Below are 17,130 nucleotides of genomic sequence, written 5' to 3'. Positions count from 1 at the left end.
TGCGTCAATCGGTACGGAGTAAGTGTTGGACCCCCGCCGAAGGCCCGGGCGAACGTTGATCCATGCCGCGACCACCCCGACCATCCCTTCAGCAGCCCCCTCGGCCGTACCCCCGGCCCCGCCCCGACGTACGTACGGCCATCCCCGCCGTCACCGCCGACAGCCTGGTGGTGGCCGACTTCGGACCGCGGCGACGGGCCCCCGGCCCCGACCCCGGCCCGAAACGGCCTCGGCGCGACCCCGACCCGCACGGAAGCAGCCCGTACCGAAGCAGCCCGCCCGAAAGCAGCCTCCACCCCCGCAACCCGTACCGCCGCCTCTTCACCATCCCCGGCACCCGGGCCTTCACCCTCGGGAATCTGATCGCGCGGCTCCCCATGGGCATGTTCAGCGTGAGCGCGGTGATCATGATCGCGGGGGCGCGGGGCTCGTACGCGCTCGCCGGTGCCGTCACCGCGACCGGGCTGGCGGCGACAGCGGTCGTGGCGCCCTGGACCGCCCGGCTGGTCGACCGGTACGGGCAGGCGCGGATCGCCGTACCCGCGACGGGGATCGCGGCGCTCGGCTCGCTCGCGCTGGTGCTCTGCGTCCGGTACGGGGCGCCCGACTGGACGCTGTTCGCCGCGTACGCCGCCACGGCCACCACGCCCAACACCGGCGGTATGTCCCGGGCGCGCTGGGCGCATCTGCTGAAGGGCGATCCGGTACGCCTCCACACCGCGAACTCCTTCGAACAGGCCGCCGACGAGCTGTGTTTCATGCTCGGGCCGGTACTGGCCGCGTTCCTGTGCGGGGCCCTGTTCCCGGAGGCCGGCACCCTCGTCGGGGTCGCCCTGCTGCTGACCGGCGTACTGACCTTCGCCGCCCAGCGCTCGACGGAACCGCCCGCGCAGGGCCGTACGACCACAGCCACCCGGTCGCCGGCCCTGGCGCCCGGCATGCCGCCGCTGCTGGTCGGGTTCCTCGCCACCGGTGCGGTGTTCGGCTCGATGGAGGTGGTGACGATCGCGTTCGCCGACGCGCAGGGGCACCGGGCGGCGGCGGGCATGGTCCTCGGGCTCCAGGCGGCCGGATCATGCGCCGCCGGGCTCCTCTACGGGGCTCTGAAACCGGCGAGCCCGGCCGAACGACGCCACCCGTGGAGCCTCGCCGCGATGGCCCTGCTGATGTGGCTGCCGCTGCTGGCCGCCTCGCTCACGGGTTCCCTCGTGGTGCTCGCCGGGGCTCTGCTGGTGGCCGGGATGGCGACCGCCCCCGCCATGGTCACGGGCATGACCCTGGTCCAGCACCGCACGCCCGAGGGCCGGTTGAACGAGGGGATGACCCTGGCGGTGACGGGGCTGCTGGGCGGGATCGCCTGCGGGGCCGCGGCCGGCGGATGGGTCGTGGAGCACGTGTCGGCGACCGCCGGATACGGAGTACCGGTCGCGGCGGCGGCAGCCGCCCTCCTGATCTCCGTCACGACGAGGGCGGGCCGCCGGGCCCCGGCCCCGGCCTCAGCCCCAACCCAAGCCCACACCCACACCCAGGCCCCGGACCCGGACCCGGACCCGGACCAAGCCCAGCCCCGGGCCCGCCGCTGAGGACACCCCGCCCGGCTCCCTCGTCCGGCCCACCGAACACCCGCCCCAATTCACGCGCACCCCATTGACGCGCCCACAGCCCCCACATACCTTCCCCCGTCGAAGCGCTTCGGACATCCCGCATCGAATCGATTCGATGAACGCTGCGTGATGTCCCGATATCCCATCCGACTCCCCCGGAGGCACTGGATGTTGACGGCACGAAGGCATGTGATGGCCGCGGCCGCGGCGGTGGTGAGCACCACCCTGCTGCTGGCCTCCTGCGGCGGCGACTCGGACAGCGGGTCCTCCGACGGGAAGACACTCAAGCTGTGGCACTACGAAGCGCCCAACAGCGCGATGGGCGTGGCCTGGAAAGAGGCCATCAAGGAGTTCGAGAGGACCCATCCGGGCGTGCAGGTGAAGTTCGAGGAGAAGGGCTTCGAACAGATCCAGAAGACGGCCCCGATGGTCCTCAACTCCAATGACGCGCCCGACCTCATGGAGTACAACAAGGGCAACGCGACGGCCGGGCACCTCTCCCAGCAGGGACTTCTCACCGACCTGTCCCCGGAGGTCACCAAGCGCGGCTGGGACAAGAAGCTCAGCGCCGGTGTGCGGACCACCAGCCAGTACGACGCCAAGGGCGTGATGGGTTCCGGCAAGTGGTACGGGATCCCCAACTACGCCGAGTACACGATGGTGTTCTACAACAAGGACCTCTTCAAGAAGTACGGGATCGCCGAGCCGAAGACGTTCGACGAACTGACCGCCGCCATGGACAGGTTCGTCGACGAGGGCATCACCCCGCTCGCCAACGCGGGCGCCGAGTACGTCGCCCAGCAGTACCTATACCAGCTCGCGCTGTCGAAGGCCGACCGCGCCTGGGTGGACTCGTACGAGCTCTACAAGGGCAAGCCCGACTTCCACGACGCCGCCTGGACGTACGGCGCCGAGACCTTCGCGGACTGGGTGAAGAAGGGCTACATCAGCGAGAAGTCCACCGGTACGAAGGCGGAGGACGCCGGGGTCGCCTTCATCCAGGGCAAGAGCCCGATCCTGTTCTCCGGCAGCTGGTGGTACGGCCGGTTCGTCGCGGAGAGCAAGGTCGACTGGGGCACCTTCCTGTGGCCCGGCTCGAACATGACCCTCGGCTCGGGCGGCAACCTCTGGGTGGTCCCCAAGGGCGCCAAGAACAAGGACCTGGCGTACGACTTCATCGACATCACCATGTCGAAGAAGATCCAGAACCTGCTCGGCAACAACGGCGGAGTCCCGGTGGCCGCCGACCCCGCCGCCATCACGGACCCGCGCTCCAAGGGGCTCATCGCCAACTTCAATACCCTCGCCGAGCGCGACGGGCTGGCCTTCTACCCCGACTGGCCGGTCGCCGGCTTCTACGACGTGCTCGTCTCCGAGACCCAGAAACTGATCACGGGGAGCACGAAGCCGGACGCCTACCTGGACGCGGTGGAATCGGCGTACGACAAGGGCGTACAGGCCCCATGACGGTCACCGTCGAACGGGGCGGACCGGGCGACCGGGGCGGCCGGGGCAGTCGGCGCGGCCCGGGCAGCCGGGGCGGTGATGTCGTCGAAGCGCATCACCGCGCGAAGAAGCCGCGCCGCCCCCGCGACTCGTACGCGCTGTTCCTGCTCCCCGGGGTGCTCGCCTTCTTCGCGATCATCGTCGTGCCGTTCCTGATGAACACGGGGGTGAGCTTCACCGAGTGGCAGGGCGTGGGTACGCCGAAGTGGACCGGGCTCGCCAACTACCGGGAGCTGATGGACGATTCGGAGTTCTGGGCGTCCTTCCGGCACAGCCTGTTCATGGTCGTGGCGATGGCGGCCGTACCGACCGTCGTCGGACTCGTCCTCGCCGCCGCCCTGTTCGACTTCGTCGGCAAGCACTTCGGCAGCAGGACGGTCGCCGTGCTGCGTGCCTGCTTCTATCTGCCGCAGGTGCTGCCGATCGCGGTCGCGGGCATCGTGTGGAGCTGGATCCTCGCGCCGGAGAACGGCTCGCTGAACGAGGTCCTGAAGGCCATCGGCCTCGGGGGCCTCCAGCAGGACTGGCTCGGCGACCCCGACCTCGCGCTCTACACCGTCATGGGCGTGATGGTGTGGGTCCAGATCGGCTTCCCGCTCGTCGTCTTCATGGCGGGCCTGCAACGCGTCGACCCGCAGCTGTACGAGGCCGCCGAGCTGGACGGGGCGGGCTGGTGGCGGCGGTTCTGGCACATCACGCTGCCGCAGATCAGGCCCGAGATCTACGTCGTGCTCCTCTGGTGCACGATCGCCGCGCTCAAGGTGTTCGGCGCGGTGTACGTCCTCACGAAGGGCGGGCCCGGCGGGGCGACGAACGTGCCCTCCTACTTCTCCTTCACCACCTTCTTCGAGAAGACGCAGGTGGGCTACGGAGCGGCGATCTCCACCGTCCTGACCGTGATCATCCTGGTGCTCGCCCTGGCCGGTCTCAAGCTCCAGACGCGTGCCGAGGACGCGGAACAGGGGGGCGTGCGATGACCGCCGCCGAGCAAGGAGCCGCCCGATGACTGCCCTCCGCCGCTATCCCGTGCTCGTCGCCCTGTTCATCGGGGCCCTCTTCATGGTCCTGCCCTTCCTGATCGTCGCCGTCAACGCGGTCAAGTCGCCCGCCGAGTACTCGTCGAACGGCCCGCTCAGCCTTCCCGAGGGCGTCTACCTCGACGGTCTGAAGGACTTCTGGGAGCGTGTCGACTTCGGGCAGAAGCTGGTCAACTCGGTGCTCATCAGCGGGTCGGTGGCCCTGGGCGCCGTCGTCCTGTCGGTCCTCAACGCGTACGCGATCGGCATCGGCCGGATCAAAGGCCGCACCTGGGTGCTCGCCTTCTTCGTGCTGGCGAACATGCTGCCGCAGGAGGCGCTGGTCTACCCGGTCTACTACCTGAGCAAGGAAGCGGGCCTGTACGACACCAGGCTGAGCGTGGTCATCGTCTTCATCGTGATCCAGGCCGCCTTCGGCACGTATCTCCTCGCCTCCGTCCTCGGCCAGTTCCCGCGCGAGATCATCGAGGCCGCCCGCATCGACGGGGCGAACAAGTGGCAGGTGCTGTGGCGGATCGTGGTCCCCGTCAGCCGGCCCACCATCGGCGTACTCCTCGTCTTCTTCGTCATCTGGACCTGGAACGAGTTCCTGCTCCCCCTGGTCATGCTGATCTCCAACGACAACCAGACCGTGTCGGTGGCACTCGGCGTCCTCCAGGGCCAGCGCCTGATGGACGCCACGATGACGAACGCGGCCGCGCTCCTGGGCGTCCTGCCCGCCCTCGTCTTCTTCCTCGTCTTCCAGCGGACGCTCACCCGCGGCATCGCCGTGGGCGCGGTCAAATGACCGCCGTGGGCGCGGTCAAGTAAGGGGTGTGCGTGTGAAGTTCACCGACGGCTACTGGATGCTGCGCGAGGGTGTGAGCGCCGCGCATCCGGTCGAGGTCCTCGATGTGACCGCCGGGCAGGGCGTGTTGGCGATCCACGCGCCTACCCAGCCCATCCGCCACCGCGGCGACCTGCTGAAGGGACCGGTCGTGACGATCAGCGCACACGCGCCGATGCCGGACGTCATCGGCGTCACGTTCACGCACTTCGAGGGCGAGGAGCCGCGCGTCCCCCGATTCGAGCTGGGGAAGGAGGACTTCACGGCCCACGCCGAGTACGACGAGGAGTCCGCGACCCTCACCGCGGGCGCCCTGTCCGTGCGGGTGAGCCGCACCGGCCCCTGGCACGTCGACTTCCTCGCGGACGGCCGCACGCTGACCACCAGCGGCGCCAAGGGCATGGGCATCATGCGGGACGCGGGCACGGGCGGCCACTATCTGCGCGAGCAGCTCAACCTCGGTGTGGGCACACAGGTCTACGGACTCGGCGAGCGCTTCGGGCCGCTGGTCAAGAACGGCCAGGTCGTCGACATGTGGAACGCCGATGGGGGCACGGCCACGGAACAGGCCTACAAGAACGTGCCGTTCTATCTGACGGACGCGGGCTACGGCGTGTTCGTCGACCATCCGGGCCGGGTGTCGTTCGAGGTCGGTTCGGAGGCGGTGTCCCGGGTGCAGTTCAGCGCCGAGACACAGCAGTTGACGTACTACGTCATCTACGGCCCCACCCCGAAGGACATCCTCCGCAAGTACACGGCCCTCACCGGCCGTCCGGCGCTGCCGCCCGCCTGGTCGTTCGGGCTGTGGCTGTCGACGTCCTTCACCACGTCGTACGACGAGACGACCGTGACCTCCTTCATCGACGGCATGAAGGAGCGCGAACTCCCGCTCTCCGTCTTCCACTTCGACTGTTTCTGGATGCGGGAGTTCAACTGGTGCGACTTCGAGTGGGATCCCCGGGTCTTCCCGGACCCGGAGGGGATGCTGGCCCGTCTGAAGGAGCGCGGGCTGCACATCAGCGTCTGGATCAACCCGTACATCGCGCAGCGCTCACCGCTGTTCGCGGAGGGCAAGGCACTCGGGCACCTGCTGAAGCGGCCGGACGGCAGCGTCTGGCAGTGGGACCTGTGGCAACCGGGCATGGCACTGGTCGACTTCACCAGTGAGGCCGCCCGCGACTGGTACGCGGCGAAGCTGGAGGCGCTGCTCGCACAGGGCGTCGACTGCTTCAAGACCGACTTCGGTGAGCGGGTCCCGCTCGACGTGGCGTACGCGGACGGCGGCGACCCCGAGCGGATGCACAACTACTACACCTACCTCTACAACCGGACCGTCTTCGACGTGCTGCGCAAGCACCGCGGCGAGGCGGAGGCCGTCGTCTTCGCGCGCTCGGCGACCGCCGGCAGCCAGAAGTTCCCCGTGCACTGGGGCGGCGACTGCGAGGCGACCTACGAGTCGATGGCCGAGTCGCTGCGCGGCGGCCTGTCGCTCGGCCTCTCCGGGTTCGGCTACTGGAGCCACGACATCGGCGGCTTCGAGGGCACACCGACGCCGGCCCTGTTCAAACGGTGGCTCGCCTTCGGCATGCTCTCCTCGCACAGCCGGCTGCACGGCAGCTCCTCCTACCGGGTGCCCTGGCTCTTCGACGAGGAGGCCGTGGACGTCCTGCGCCTGTTCACCCGGCTGAAGCTGCGCCTCATGCCGTATCTGTACGAGGCCGCCCGCACCGCGCACACCGAGGGCGTGCCGATGATGCGCGCGATGCTCCTGGAGTTCCCGGACGACCCCGGGTGCGCGCACCTGGAGCGGCAGTACATGCTCGGCCCGGACCTGCTGGTCGCGCCGGTGTTCTCCGACGACGGCGAGGTGTCGTACTACGTGCCCGAGGGCACCTGGACCCACTTCCTCACCGGACGCCCGGTGACCGGACCGCGCTGGGTCCGCGAGAAGCACGGCTTCTCCAGCGTGCCGCTCCTCGTCAGGCCGGGCGCGGTGATCCCGGTGGGAGCCGTCGACGACCGGCCCGACTATCCGCACGCGGACGGCGTGACCCTGCACGTGTACGGGCTCGACCGCGGCGCGCAGGTCACGGTGCCCGTGGACGGCGTCACCTTCACCGTCGTACGCGAAGGTGACACACTGCGGGCCTCGTCGAGCGATCCGTCGACGCCCTGGGCCCTGGCGGCCGGGGAACGGGTGGCGCGGGCGAAGGCCGGGACCGGGTTCCTCTCCCTCGAACTGGGCCCCGAGTCGGAGCGGGGCTGAGAATGGTGAAGATCACCGACGTGGCACGGCACGCGGGGGTGTCCCCCAGCACCGTCTCGTACGCGCTGAGCGGCAAGCGTCCGATCTCCGAGGAGACCCGGCAGCGCATCGAGGACAGCATCCGCGAGCTGGGCTACCGGCCGCACGCGGGCGCCCGGGCCCTCGCCAGCAGCCGGTCGAACGTGCTGGCGCTGGTGGTGCCGTTACGGACCGGCATCCATGTCCCGGTGGTGATGCAGTTCGCGGTGTCCGTGGTGACGGCCGCGCGCCGGCACGACCACGACGTGCTGCTGCTCACGCAGGAGGAGGGCGAGGACGGGCTGCGCCGGGTCGCGGACACCGCCCTCGTGGACGCGCTGATCGTGATGGACGTCCAACTCCACGACCGGCGGCTGCCGTTGCTGCGCGCCCTGGACCGCCCGTCGGTGCTCATCGGCTTCCCGGCCGAGCCCGCCGGGCTCACCTGCATCGACCTGGACTTCAGGGCGGCGGGCGAGCTGTGCGTCGAGCATCTCGCGGGCCTCGGACACCGGGTGATCGGCCTGGTGGGCTCACCGCCCGAGGTGTACGTACGGGAGACCGGGTTCGCCCAGCGCGTGGTCCAGGGCTTCACGGCCGCGGCCGACCGCAACGGCCTGTCCTCCTCGGTGCACCCGTGCGAGGCGACGCCCGCCGCAGCCCGGCAGGTCGCCGAGCAACTCCTGCGGGAGCGGCCCGCGTTGACGGGTGTCGTGGTGCACAACGAGCCGGTCCTGGAGCCGCTGATCGACGCGTTCGAGGCACTCGGGTTAAGGGTGCCCGGCGATCTGTCGGTCACGGCGATCTGCCCGGACGAGGTGGCCGAGCAGACCCGCGTCCCCGTCACCTCGATCGCCCTGCCGACCGCGGAGGTGGGCACGGGAGCGGTGGAACTGCTGATGAGGAAGCTCGGCGGCGCCACGGCCGTACCGGAGGCCACGCTGCTCTCGCCACGGCTGACGGTACGGGCGAGCACGATGCCGCGGCCGTGATCGTGGGCCGTGGCGGTGGTCCGTGACCGTGGTCCGTACAGAGCCTTGTGCGGTCCAGGGCGTCGAAGAGACCCCTGGACCGCACCTCACTCCCTCAGGACTCCCTCAGCACTCCCCCGGCTTGCGCCAAGAGCACTCCAGGTCCGCGTTCCGCTCGGCTGCCCGCGTGGTACCCGGCTTCACGAGTACGGCCTCGTCCGCCGTGGATCGGGCCAGCGTCACCACGATCGCGTCCTCCAGCGACTTCACGGAGGAGGCGAGGTAGTTGTTGAGCACGATGCTGTAGACGAGTTCGCGTCCGTCCGCGTCCGTCACGTACCCGGAGAGCGCGGACGCCCCGGTCAACGAGCCGGTCTTGCCACGGGCGTTGAGCGCCGCGGGCGTCCCGCACGTCCTGGTCCGCAGTGTGCCGCCCACGAAGCGGTCGGGGCCGCAGGCGACCGGCAGGGACTTGTACCAGTCGGCGTACCAGGGCTCGGCCCGCACCGCGAGCAGCAGCTTGCTGAACTGGCCGGCAGTGAAGTTGTTCATCCGGGAGAGCCCCGACCCGTCGACCTGCCGCAGCTTGCCCGTGTCGACGCCTACACCCTTCGCGTAACTGCTGATGGCGGCGAGCCCGGCGCTCCAGCTTCCCTCCCCCGAGACCTTCAGGCCCATGGCCTTGGTGAGGATCTCGGCGTGCATGTTGTTCGACAGCTTCATGAAGGGGATCAGCAGTTCCTTCAGCGGCATCGAGGCGTGCGAGGCGAGCTGCCGTGCCGCCGCGGGCGTGGCGCGGCCCAGCTTCGTCGGCCCGGTCACTTTCACCCCGTGCGCGGCGAGCGCGTCCCGGAAGACGGCGGCCGCGTACCCGGTGGGCTCCCACACGCTCACCCACTCCGTGGCGCCGGAGCCGCCCACGGGCGTCGTACCGCTGACCACGATGGTGTTGGTGCCGTGCTCCCGCTCGACGGTGAGGTCGTTCGAGCCGCCCGCGGCGACGGTCGTGGCCCGGACGTCCACGTCTACATAGTCCGTCTTCGGCGTGACGGTGACGGTCGGCTCGTCCCCGGCCTCGGCGCCCGGCGCGACCTCCACGATCACGGTCCCGGTGTCGTAGTCGGTGTCGGGCGCGACGCTCAACGCGCTGATCTGCGCCGAGTAGTACGCGGACTCGTCGTCGGCGGCCCAGGACCGGCCGAGCCTGGCGCTGTCGAAGCGGGTGTCGTCGGCGAGGAGCCGCCCGTCGACACGGGTGACGCCCGACCCGGCGAGGTCGGCGGCCAGCGCGTCGTAGTCCTTGGCGAGTGCGGTCGGGTCACCGCTGCCGCGCAGATACAGATCACCGCGCAGGACGGAGCCCTGACGCCTGCCGTTCGTCAGGACGTCGGTCGTGAACCTGTGGTCGGGACCGAGGATCTCCATCGCCGCGGCCGAGGTGGGCAGTTTGGTGTTGGAGGCGGGCATCAGCCGCTCGGTCGGCCGGTGCTGGTACAGCACGTCGCCGCTCGCGGCATCGGCGACCACGACGCTCGCCGCCCCGCCCTCCATCCGGCTGTCCCCGAGGATGGTGTCGATGGCCTCCGGCAGTCCGCTCCGGTCGGCGTCCGCCCCGGCCGGCGAACCCGAACCGAGCGCGGCCGCCGCGAGCCCGATGACGACGGGCCAGATCCACCGTTTCACACGGGAGTTGACGCGCTCCCCAGAACTCTTCGCGGTTCTACTCACGGGTCTACTCATGCCACAGGAGCATCCCGGACGACGCGCCTCGTGGACAGTAGGCAAACACGACAAAGGCCCCGCTGCCTGGGCAGCGAGGCCTTTGTTTAACATGGGATGAGTGGAGATGGCGGGAATCGAACCCGCGTCCACCGGTGCAGAATCAGGGCTTCTCCGTGTGCAGTTCGCTTCGATTTTCTCGGCCCCGGTGATCACGCGAACAAGTCGCCGACGGGCCCAGTCACTGTTTGATTTCCCATCGAACCCCGTGACCGGGTTCGATGGTTTAGTTCCCTAGATTATGCCAGGGTCCGGGTCGGGAACACCCCCGGGCTGACACCCTTTAGGGTCCCTCACTCACTGCTTATTAGGCAGCGAGGGCGAAGGACTGGGAATCGCTCTTGGAATTGGCGATTATTGGTTGCGACATATGGTTAACGAGATCATTGCCGCTTCCTCGACACGCTTCCCCTGCTTCAACATCCGCTGTCGAAACCGATCATCCCCATGTTGATTTTTCAATCCTCTTCGGAACTTCTCCAAGCGAAGAGGGGTGCACCCGCTACGAGGTGCAGTGCCATCGTACGTGACCAACGCGCACCCATGCCACCGTATTCCCTGCGGCCCGGCGGCGAGGCGCCCACCGGCCCGCCACTCGCCCCGCTGCTACTGGCCCCGCTGCTTCCTCTTGGCCGCCGCGATCGCCCGGTCCGACTCCCGCCGGTCCTGCTTCTCGCGCAGGGTCTGCCGCTTGTCGTACTCCTTCTTGCCCCGGGCGAGCGCGATCTCGGCCTTCGCGCGGCCGTCCTTGAAGTAGAGGGCGAGGGGCACGATCGTGTGACCCGTCTCCTCGGACTTCGACGCCAGCTTGTCGATCTCCTCGCGGTGCAGGAGCAGCTTCCGCTTGCGGCGCACGGTGTGGTTGGTCCAGGTGCCCTGGCTGTACTCCGGGATGTGGGCGTTGTGCAGCCACGCCTCGTCCCCGTCGATCTGGACGAAGCCGTCGGTCAGCGAGGCCCGGCCCTGGCGCAGGGACTTCACCTCCGTGCCGGTGAGGACGAGCCCGGCCTCGTAGGTGTCGATGATGGCGTAGTCGTGCCGCGCCTTCTTGTTCTGCGCGACGATCTTCCGCTTGCCGTCCTTGACCTTGCCGGAGGTGCCCCCTCCCTGCTTCGGCTGGGATTCTTTCGGTACGTACATGCCCTTGCTCATAGTGCTGGCCATTTTCGCACTAGAGGGGCCCACGAGGGAAAGCCGATTACGGGAGATGCGAACCGTCGGCCCGGAAAGCCGTGTCCGGTCGGTTACGAGGGGTCGCCGAGCCCGCTCAGTACCGTCTCGGCCCGCTCCAGCGAGCTCTCCTCGGCCTCCAGGTCGGGGGTGATGCCGCGGCCGTCGACCCCTCGCCCGGAGGGGGTGCGGTAGTGCCCGACGGTCAGCTCGGCGACGGAGCCGTCGGGCAGCCGGCTCGGCATCTGGACCGAGCCCTTGCCGAAGGTCCTGGAGCCCACGACGACCGCGCGGCCGCGGTCCTGCAGGCCTCCCGTGAGGAGCTCGGCCGCGCTCATCGTGCCGCCGTCGACGAGCGCGACCAGGGGTCTGGTGGTGTCACCACCGGGATCGGCGTGCAGGGCTCGCTGGTCGCCGTTCACGTCGTACGTGGCGACGAGGCCGCCGTCGAGGAAGGCGGAGGCGGCGGTGACGGCCTCGGTGACCAGGCCGCCGGAGTTGCCGCGCAGGTCCAGGACGACCCCGGTGCCCGTGGGGGCGTCGGCCACGGCGGTCCGTACGAGGTCGCCGGAGCCCTTGGTGAAGGCGGCGACCTTGATCACGGTGACGCCGCCGGGCAGTTCGCGGACCGTCACGGAGTCGGTGGACAGGCGGGCCCGGCGCAGGGTCTCGCTCCACGCGCGCGTGCCGCGCTCAAGGCCGAGAGCGACGGTCGTTCCGGCGCTCGCGTCGGTGGCGTCGCCCCTCAGTAATGAGACGACCTCCGTCACGGGCCTGCCGTCGACCCGGTGGCCGTCGATGCTGCGCAGCCGGTCGCCCTGGCGGATCCCGGCGGCCTGCGCGGGCGAGCCGGGCTGCACCCGGGTCACCTCGATACGTCCGTCGCGCTCGCGCCGGGCCCACAGGCCGACGCCGGTGTACTGGCCGTCGAGAGCTTCCTCGAACTCCTCGTACTCGCCCGGGGAGTAGACCGCGCCCCACCGGTCGCCGCTGCGGCTGACGGCCCGCTCGGCGGCCTCGACCGGGGACTTGCCGTCGGCCATCGCCTCGGCGGCGGCGTCGGCCACGTCCTCCTGGTGGCCCGCCGGGGCGGACCTGGTGGACGGGGAGGCGCTCTTGCGGCCGGGGGTGTCGAACGAGCCGGTCGCGGCACCCGCCGCGAGAACGCTCGCGAAGACCAACGTCAGGGCCGCCCCGCGGCCGAAGCGGCGGGGCTGACAGAACAGGTCGCGGCCTGACATGCCGGTGAGTCTAGGACAACGAGAAGGGCCGTACCGGCGCTTGCCGGTACGGCCCTCTTGGCATGCGTCACACCTTCAGGTACTTGCGCAACGCGAAGAACGCGGCAAGCGCGGGCATCAGCAGACTCGTCGCGAGGATGAGCGGCAGCTTCGTGAGAACGGCGTCCCAGCCGATGAAGTTGATCAGGTTCAGCTTCTCCGACAGGGCCAGACCGTGGTCGATGATGAAGTACCGGGCGATCAGCAGGAAGGCACACGCCACCCCGCCGCCGATCAGTCCGGCGACCGCGGCCTCCATGATGAACGGCGCCTGGATGTAGAAGCCCGAGGCGCCCACCAGGCGCATGATCCCGGTCTCACGCCGACGGCTGAAGGCCGAGACGCGCACCGTGTTGACGATCAGCATCAGCGCGACGACGAGCATCATCGCCATCACCGCTCGGGCGGCCCAGTTCATGCCGTTGAGGAGCCCGAAGAGGTTGTCGAGGATGCCCTTCTGGTCCTGCACGGACTGCACGCCGTCACGGCCGTCGAAGGCGGTCGCGATGACCTGGTACTTCTCCGGGTCCTTGAGCTTGATGCGGAAGGATTCCTGCATCTGGTCCGGGGTGAGCGAGGCGGCCAGCGGGGAGTCGCCGAACTGCTCCTTGTAGTGCTTGTACGCCTGGTCGCTCGACTCGTGCGAGACGGTCTCGACGACGGACATCTTGTCGAGGTCGGTCTCGATCTGCTTCTTCTGCTCGGTGGTGACCGCTCCCTTGGCGCAGTTGGGATCGGACTCCGCGTCGCTCTTGTTGCAGAGGAAGATCGAGACGTTGACCTTGTCGTACCAGTAGCCCTTCATCGTGTTCACCTGGTCGCTCATCAGGAGCGAACCGCCGAACAGGGCGAGGGACAGGGCGACCGAGACGACGACCGCGAAGGTCATCGTCAGATTGCGGCGGAGACCGACACCGATCTCCGACAGAACGAACTGGGCGCGCATGGCGTCTTCTCAGGCCTTTCCGTGGCGGATGCGTGGGGAGTCCTCCCCCTGCTCCGCGGTGAATCCGCGAGCGTGAGGGAGGTCGCGGTCAGTGCTGGTAGCCGTACACGCCGCGCGCCTGGTCGCGGACTAGTCGGCCCTTCTCCAGCTCGATGACGCGCTTGCGCATCTGGTCCACGATGTTCTGGTCGTGCGTCGCCATCAGGACGGTCGTGCCCGTCCGGTTGATCCGGTCGAGCAGCTTCATGATGCCGACGGAGGTCTGCGGGTCGAGGTTTCCGGTGGGCTCGTCCGCGATCAGCAGCTTGGGCCGGTTGACGAACGCTCTCGCGATCGCCACCCGCTGCTGCTCACCACCGGACAGCTCACCGGGCATCCGGTCCTCCTTGCCACCGAGCCCGACGAGGTCGAGCACCTGCGGCACGGACTTGCGGATCTCGCCGCGCGACTTGCCGATGACCTCCTGCGCGAAGGCCACGTTCTCGGCGACCGTCTTGTTCGGCAGGAGGCGGAAGTCCTGGAACACCGTCCCGAGCTGGCGGCGCATCTGCGGCACCTTCCAGTTGGAGATGCGCGCGAGGTCCTTGCCCAGGACGTGCACCTGACCGTGGCTGGTCCGCTCCTCGCGGAGGATCAGCCGCAGGAAGGTGGACTTTCCGGAGCCGGAGGACCCCACCAGGAACACGAACTCGCCTCGCTCGACCTCCAGGGACACATCCCTCAGAGCGGGGCGGGTCTGCTTGGGGTAGACCTTGGACACGTTGTCGAATCGGATCACGGATGCACCACAGGCCGTCGGGGATATCGGGGTTAGATGAGCGTGACCATACGCGACCCGGGTACACGCGCGCAGTCGCCGGGAGAGGTTGCGCAAGGGTTGTGCGCTTTTGTGCGGGGCAACCTGAGAGAGGGGACGGGGCTGGGGCGCGCCGCGTCAGGGGCGCGGGGCTGTATCGCTGTGCGGCTCCGCCGCGTGAGCGCGACAAGCCACACACAGCCTGTAGCCGCGAGACAACGCAAGCCACCCCTCAGGAGGCGCCCTGCCCAGCCCCCGCACGAGAACCCGCGCGCCCTCCGGAGGAACCTGGCACAGTGGAGGGGGAACGTATCCGTTCCCGAGAGCGTTGTGTACGTGGAACCGGTGCAAGGAGGGCGAGCGCATGACGTACGACCGGCTGGTGTGCGCGAACTGTGCCGCGCCCGTGAACGAGGGCCGCTGCCCCGTCTGCCGCGCGAACCGTGCTCGGCTGCAGCAGGAGGGCCCCTTCGGAGGCGGCCTCAACCCCATGGCGCTGATCGCGCTGCTCGCCATCCTGATCGCGGCAGTGGCCCTGCTGGCCCACCAGACCGCGTAGGACGCGCGCGAGGCACGAGCGGGCACGCACGAGGCACGGCCGCAGTGGGCGGCAAGGCGCGGACAAGACATGGAGAAGGGCCCGGAGCTTCAAGCTCCGGGCCCTTCTCACGCACTCACGTCACGCACTTTCGCGCGCGTACGCCCATGAAGTCCGTCAGGCAGCCGCGCCGCGGCCGTTCATCAGGCGGGGCAGCATACGGAAGCCGATGCCGCCGGCGATCATCGTCGCGGCGCCGATCAGCAGGTACGTGATGTTCTCGGCGGCGCCGGTCTCGGCCAGCTCGCCGCCGGTGCCCTGGGCGGAGGTGTCCGAACCGGTGTCGGTCAGGCTCTCCTTGCCCGCGCCCTGCTCGACCGGCTGGGAGCCGCCGTCGGGGTCGGTGTCGTTGCCGCCGGTGCTGCCACCGTTGTCGTTGCCCGGGTCGCTCGGCCCGTCGGTGGGCTCGTCGGTCGGGTCCTCCGTGGGCTCGGTGGGCTCATCGGTGGGATCGGTCGGGTCGTCGGTGGTGGGCGGGTCCGTCGGCTCCGGATCCGTCGGGATCACCGTCGGGTCCCCGGTCGGCTCGGTGGGAGTCGGGGCCGGGGTCGTCGGGTCCTCGACACCGATGCCGACCTCGACACCGCTCTCGTCGGCGGTGGCGCCGACGTTCAGACCGCCCACCTCGACACCGACGTCGAGAGCCGAAGCGGCACCGGCGGCGGTCAGCGAAGCACCGGCGGCGATCACCGCGCCGGCGGCTATCCGCGCGATCCGGATACGCGTCTTCTTGGTCATCTGGTTGCTACCCCCAGTAGCTCATCGTCAATGGTGCAGCGCCCGGGGCCGCGACGTCGGGGGAAGCTCGGTGGAGCCCCCGGTTCACATGCGCCCCAGAGATACGCATGCCGCGCGTCAGCCTTCCCACTTTTCAATGCAACGTCAAGGTCGTTGCGACCGCGATGTCCAGATCAAGCTCATTTGACCGGCACAGCGACATGTGAGTGTGATGTAAAACCCAGACATCGGCCTACACAAAGGGCAACTGCCGTCCAGTGGATGGCAGTTGCCCTGTCGACAAAGCGACGTCTACAAATGTCGCCTACTTCTCCTGCTGCTTGCGCCAGCGAATTCCGGCCTCAAGGAACCCGTCGATCTCGCCATTGAAAACGGCCTCGGGGTTTCCGACTTCGAACTCCGTGCGCAGATCCTTGACCATTTGGTACGGGTGCAGGACGTACGAACGCATCTGGTTTCCCCAGGAGTTGCCGCCGTCGCCCTTGAGGGCGTCCATCTTGGCCTGCTCCTCCTGCCGGCGCCGGTCGAGGAGCTTCGCCTGCAGCACGTTCATCGCGGACGCCTTGTTCTGGATCTGCGACCGCTCGTTCTGGCAGGAGACGACGATTCCGGTGGGGAGGTGGGTGAGCCGCACCGCGGAGTCGGTCGTGTTGACGCCCTGGCCGCCGGGCCCGGACGAGCGGTACACGTCCACCCGGAGCTCGGACTCGTCGATCTCGATGTGATCGGTCTGCTCGACGACGGGAAGGATCTCCACACCCGCGAACGACGTCTGGCGCCGCCCCTGGTTGTCGAACGGCGAGATCCGCACCAGGCGGTGCGTGCCCTGCTCCACCGACAGCGTCCCGTACGCGTACGGGATCTGGACGGCGAAGGTGGTCGACTTGATGCCGGCCTCTTCCGCGTACGAGGTCTCGTAGACCTCCGTCTTGTATCCGTGCTGCTCGGCCCAGCGCAGGTACATGCGCTGCAGCTTCTCGGCGAAGTCGGCGGCGTCCACGCCACCGGCCTCCGCGCGGATGTTGACGAGCGCCTCGCGGGAGTCGTACTCCCCGGAGAGCAGGGTGCGGACTTCCATCTCGTCCAGCGCCTTCTTGACGGCGGTGAGCTCGGTCTCGGCCTCGGCGCGGGTGTCGGAGTCGTCCTCCTCCTCGGCCATCTCGAAGAGGACGCTGAGATCATCGATACGCCCGCGGAGCGCTTCGGTCTTGCGCACCTCCGCCTGGAGGTGGCTCAGCTTGCTGGTGATCTTCTGCGCCTCGTCCGGGTCGTCCCACAGGGACGGCGCCGCCGCCTGCTCCTCGAGCACGGCGATGTCTGCCCTCAGCTTGTCGAGGTCCAGGACGGCCTCGATCGACTCCATGGTCGAGGAGAGGGACTTGAGCTCTTCGGATACATCGACGACTGCCACGCCTCCAGCGTAACGGCTCCACGAAGTGGCTCCGCCGGTGGAACGGGGGGCTTGTGTTTTGCGGGGCTCGGTTTGTCGGGTGCGGGTCGCCCGTGGCTGGTCGCGCAGTTCCCCGCGCCCCTAAAAGCGGGGCTGCGCCCCTGCTTTTGTTTTTCAGGGGCTCGGGGAACTGCGAGCTCAGCCC

At 69.0% G+C, this 17,130-nt stretch carries 14 protein-coding genes and 1 other RNA gene; 7 read left to right on the top strand and 8 right to left on the bottom strand.

What is annotated here, in order from left to right; all coding sequences use genetic code 11:
• Nucleotides 1–62 precede the first annotated feature (62 nt).
• From QF035_RS32025 to QF035_RS32000, 6 genes are all read left to right on the top strand, one after another.
• Complete coding sequence (locus tag QF035_RS32025) at nucleotides 63–1,583, top strand: MFS transporter (protein ID WP_307523903.1); 1,521 nt, start codon at nucleotides 63–65, stop codon at nucleotides 1,581–1,583.
• Nucleotides 1,584–1,772: 189 nt separating this feature from the next.
• Nucleotides 1,773–3,071, top strand: a complete 1,299-nt coding sequence (locus tag QF035_RS32020; RefSeq protein WP_307523902.1) for an ABC transporter substrate-binding protein — start codon at nucleotides 1,773–1,775, stop codon at nucleotides 3,069–3,071.
• The gene (locus tag QF035_RS32015; protein WP_307523901.1) at nucleotides 3,068–4,087 is read left to right on the top strand and encodes a carbohydrate ABC transporter permease; all 1,020 of its coding nucleotides are present in this window, start codon (nucleotides 3,068–3,070) and stop codon (nucleotides 4,085–4,087) included. Before QF035_RS32020 ends, QF035_RS32015 begins: the two co-directional genes overlap by 4 nt.
• Nucleotides 4,088–4,112: 25 nt before the next feature.
• Entirely contained in the window at nucleotides 4,113–4,934 is an 822-nt protein-coding gene (locus QF035_RS32010; RefSeq protein ID WP_307523900.1) for a carbohydrate ABC transporter permease, read from the top strand.
• A 34-nt stretch (nucleotides 4,935–4,968) separates the two neighbouring features.
• Complete coding sequence (gene yicI / locus QF035_RS32005; protein WP_307523899.1) at nucleotides 4,969–7,239, top strand: alpha-xylosidase; 2,271 nt, start codon at nucleotides 4,969–4,971, stop codon at nucleotides 7,237–7,239.
• A gap of 2 nt (nucleotides 7,240–7,241) precedes the next feature.
• Nucleotides 7,242–8,249 (top strand): LacI family DNA-binding transcriptional regulator, encoded by a 1,008-nt coding sequence (locus QF035_RS32000; RefSeq protein WP_307523898.1) that lies wholly within the window; start codon nucleotides 7,242–7,244, stop codon nucleotides 8,247–8,249.
• A 105-nt stretch (nucleotides 8,250–8,354) separates the two neighbouring features.
• Here QF035_RS32000 and dacB read toward each other — a convergent pair whose 3' ends face one another.
• The 6 genes from dacB to ftsE all read right to left on the bottom strand — a co-directional run bounded on the left by dacB (nucleotide 8,355) and on the right by ftsE (nucleotide 14,181).
• Nucleotides 8,355–9,968: a D-alanyl-D-alanine carboxypeptidase/D-alanyl-D-alanine endopeptidase gene (gene dacB, locus QF035_RS31995; RefSeq protein ID WP_373466765.1), complete on the bottom strand. Its 1,614-nt coding sequence runs from the start codon at nucleotides 9,966–9,968 to the stop codon at nucleotides 8,355–8,357.
• A 98-nt stretch (nucleotides 9,969–10,066) separates the two neighbouring features.
• Nucleotides 10,067–10,454: a transfer-messenger RNA gene (gene ssrA / locus QF035_RS31990) on the bottom strand.
• 159 nt (nucleotides 10,455–10,613) lie between these two features.
• Entirely contained in the window at nucleotides 10,614–11,147 is a 534-nt protein-coding gene (gene smpB, locus QF035_RS31985) for an SsrA-binding protein SmpB (protein ID WP_307531598.1), read from the bottom strand.
• Nucleotides 11,148–11,251: 104 nt separating this feature from the next.
• A complete protein-coding gene (locus tag QF035_RS31980; protein WP_307523896.1) occupies nucleotides 11,252–12,418 on the bottom strand; it encodes a S41 family peptidase in 1,167 nt (388 codons plus the stop codon).
• 67 nt (nucleotides 12,419–12,485) lie between these two features.
• On the bottom strand, nucleotides 12,486–13,403 hold the full coding sequence (gene ftsX, locus QF035_RS31975) for a permease-like cell division protein FtsX (RefSeq protein WP_055615826.1): 918 nt from the start codon (nucleotides 13,401–13,403) through the stop codon (nucleotides 12,486–12,488).
• An 88-nt stretch (nucleotides 13,404–13,491) separates the two neighbouring features.
• Nucleotides 13,492–14,181: a cell division ATP-binding protein FtsE gene (ftsE, locus tag QF035_RS31970; protein WP_200397853.1), complete on the bottom strand. Its 690-nt coding sequence runs from the start codon at nucleotides 14,179–14,181 to the stop codon at nucleotides 13,492–13,494.
• 382 nt (nucleotides 14,182–14,563) lie between these two features.
• Between ftsE and QF035_RS31965 the strand changes: the two genes are divergently transcribed.
• Nucleotides 14,564–14,758 carry a hypothetical protein gene (locus QF035_RS31965; RefSeq protein WP_055615824.1) on the top strand — a complete coding sequence of 65 codons (195 nt, stop codon included), beginning with the start codon at nucleotides 14,564–14,566 and terminating at the stop codon, nucleotides 14,756–14,758.
• A 156-nt stretch (nucleotides 14,759–14,914) separates the two neighbouring features.
• On the opposite strand, the gene QF035_RS31960 is transcribed toward QF035_RS31965, so the two are convergent.
• Both QF035_RS31960 and prfB read right to left on the bottom strand, forming a co-directional pair.
• Nucleotides 14,915–15,535: an LPXTG cell wall anchor domain-containing protein gene (locus tag QF035_RS31960; RefSeq protein ID WP_307523895.1), complete on the bottom strand. Its 621-nt coding sequence runs from the start codon at nucleotides 15,533–15,535 to the stop codon at nucleotides 14,915–14,917.
• A gap of 304 nt (nucleotides 15,536–15,839) precedes the next feature.
• Nucleotides 15,840–16,946, bottom strand: coding sequence for a peptide chain release factor 2 (prfB, locus tag QF035_RS31955; protein ID WP_307523894.1), 1,107 nt, complete (start codon nucleotides 16,944–16,946; stop codon nucleotides 15,840–15,842).
• Nucleotides 16,947–17,130 lie beyond the last annotated feature (184 nt).

Source organism: Streptomyces umbrinus, assembly GCF_030817415.1.
Lineage (GTDB): Bacteria > Actinomycetota > Actinomycetes > Streptomycetales > Streptomycetaceae > Streptomyces > Streptomyces umbrinus_A.
Note: the sequence above shows the minus strand (reverse complement) of the source record. Positions and strands in the feature narration are given on the sequence as shown.

What these genes read in the sequence shown, in the direction of transcription:
- QF035_RS32025 (WP_307523903.1), top strand. Translation starts at nt 63, where the DNA reads ATGCCGCGACCACCCCGACCATCCCTTCAGCAGCCCCCTCGGCCGTAC.
- QF035_RS32020 (WP_307523902.1), top strand. Translation starts at nt 1,773, where the DNA reads ATGTTGACGGCACGAAGGCATGTGATGGCCGCGGCCGCGGCGGTGGTG.
- QF035_RS32015 (WP_307523901.1), top strand. Translation starts at nt 3,068, where the DNA reads ATGACGGTCACCGTCGAACGGGGCGGACCGGGCGACCGGGGCGGCCGG.
- QF035_RS32010 (WP_307523900.1), top strand. Translation starts at nt 4,113, where the DNA reads ATGACTGCCCTCCGCCGCTATCCCGTGCTCGTCGCCCTGTTCATCGGG.
- QF035_RS32000 (WP_307523898.1), top strand. Translation starts at nt 7,242, where the DNA reads ATGGTGAAGATCACCGACGTGGCACGGCACGCGGGGGTGTCCCCCAGC.
- dacB (WP_373466765.1), bottom strand. Translation starts at nt 9,968, where the DNA reads ATGAGTAGACCCGTGAGTAGAACCGCGAAGAGTTCTGGGGAGCGCGTC.
- smpB (WP_307531598.1), bottom strand. Translation starts at nt 11,147, where the DNA reads ATGTACGTACCGAAAGAATCCCAGCCGAAGCAGGGAGGGGGCACCTCC.
- QF035_RS31980 (WP_307523896.1), bottom strand. Translation starts at nt 12,418, where the DNA reads ATGTCAGGCCGCGACCTGTTCTGTCAGCCCCGCCGCTTCGGCCGCGGG.
- ftsX (WP_055615826.1), bottom strand. Translation starts at nt 13,403, where the DNA reads ATGCGCGCCCAGTTCGTTCTGTCGGAGATCGGTGTCGGTCTCCGCCGC.
- QF035_RS31965 (WP_055615824.1), top strand. Translation starts at nt 14,564, where the DNA reads ATGACGTACGACCGGCTGGTGTGCGCGAACTGTGCCGCGCCCGTGAAC.
- QF035_RS31960 (WP_307523895.1), bottom strand. Translation starts at nt 15,535, where the DNA reads ATGACCAAGAAGACGCGTATCCGGATCGCGCGGATAGCCGCCGGCGCG.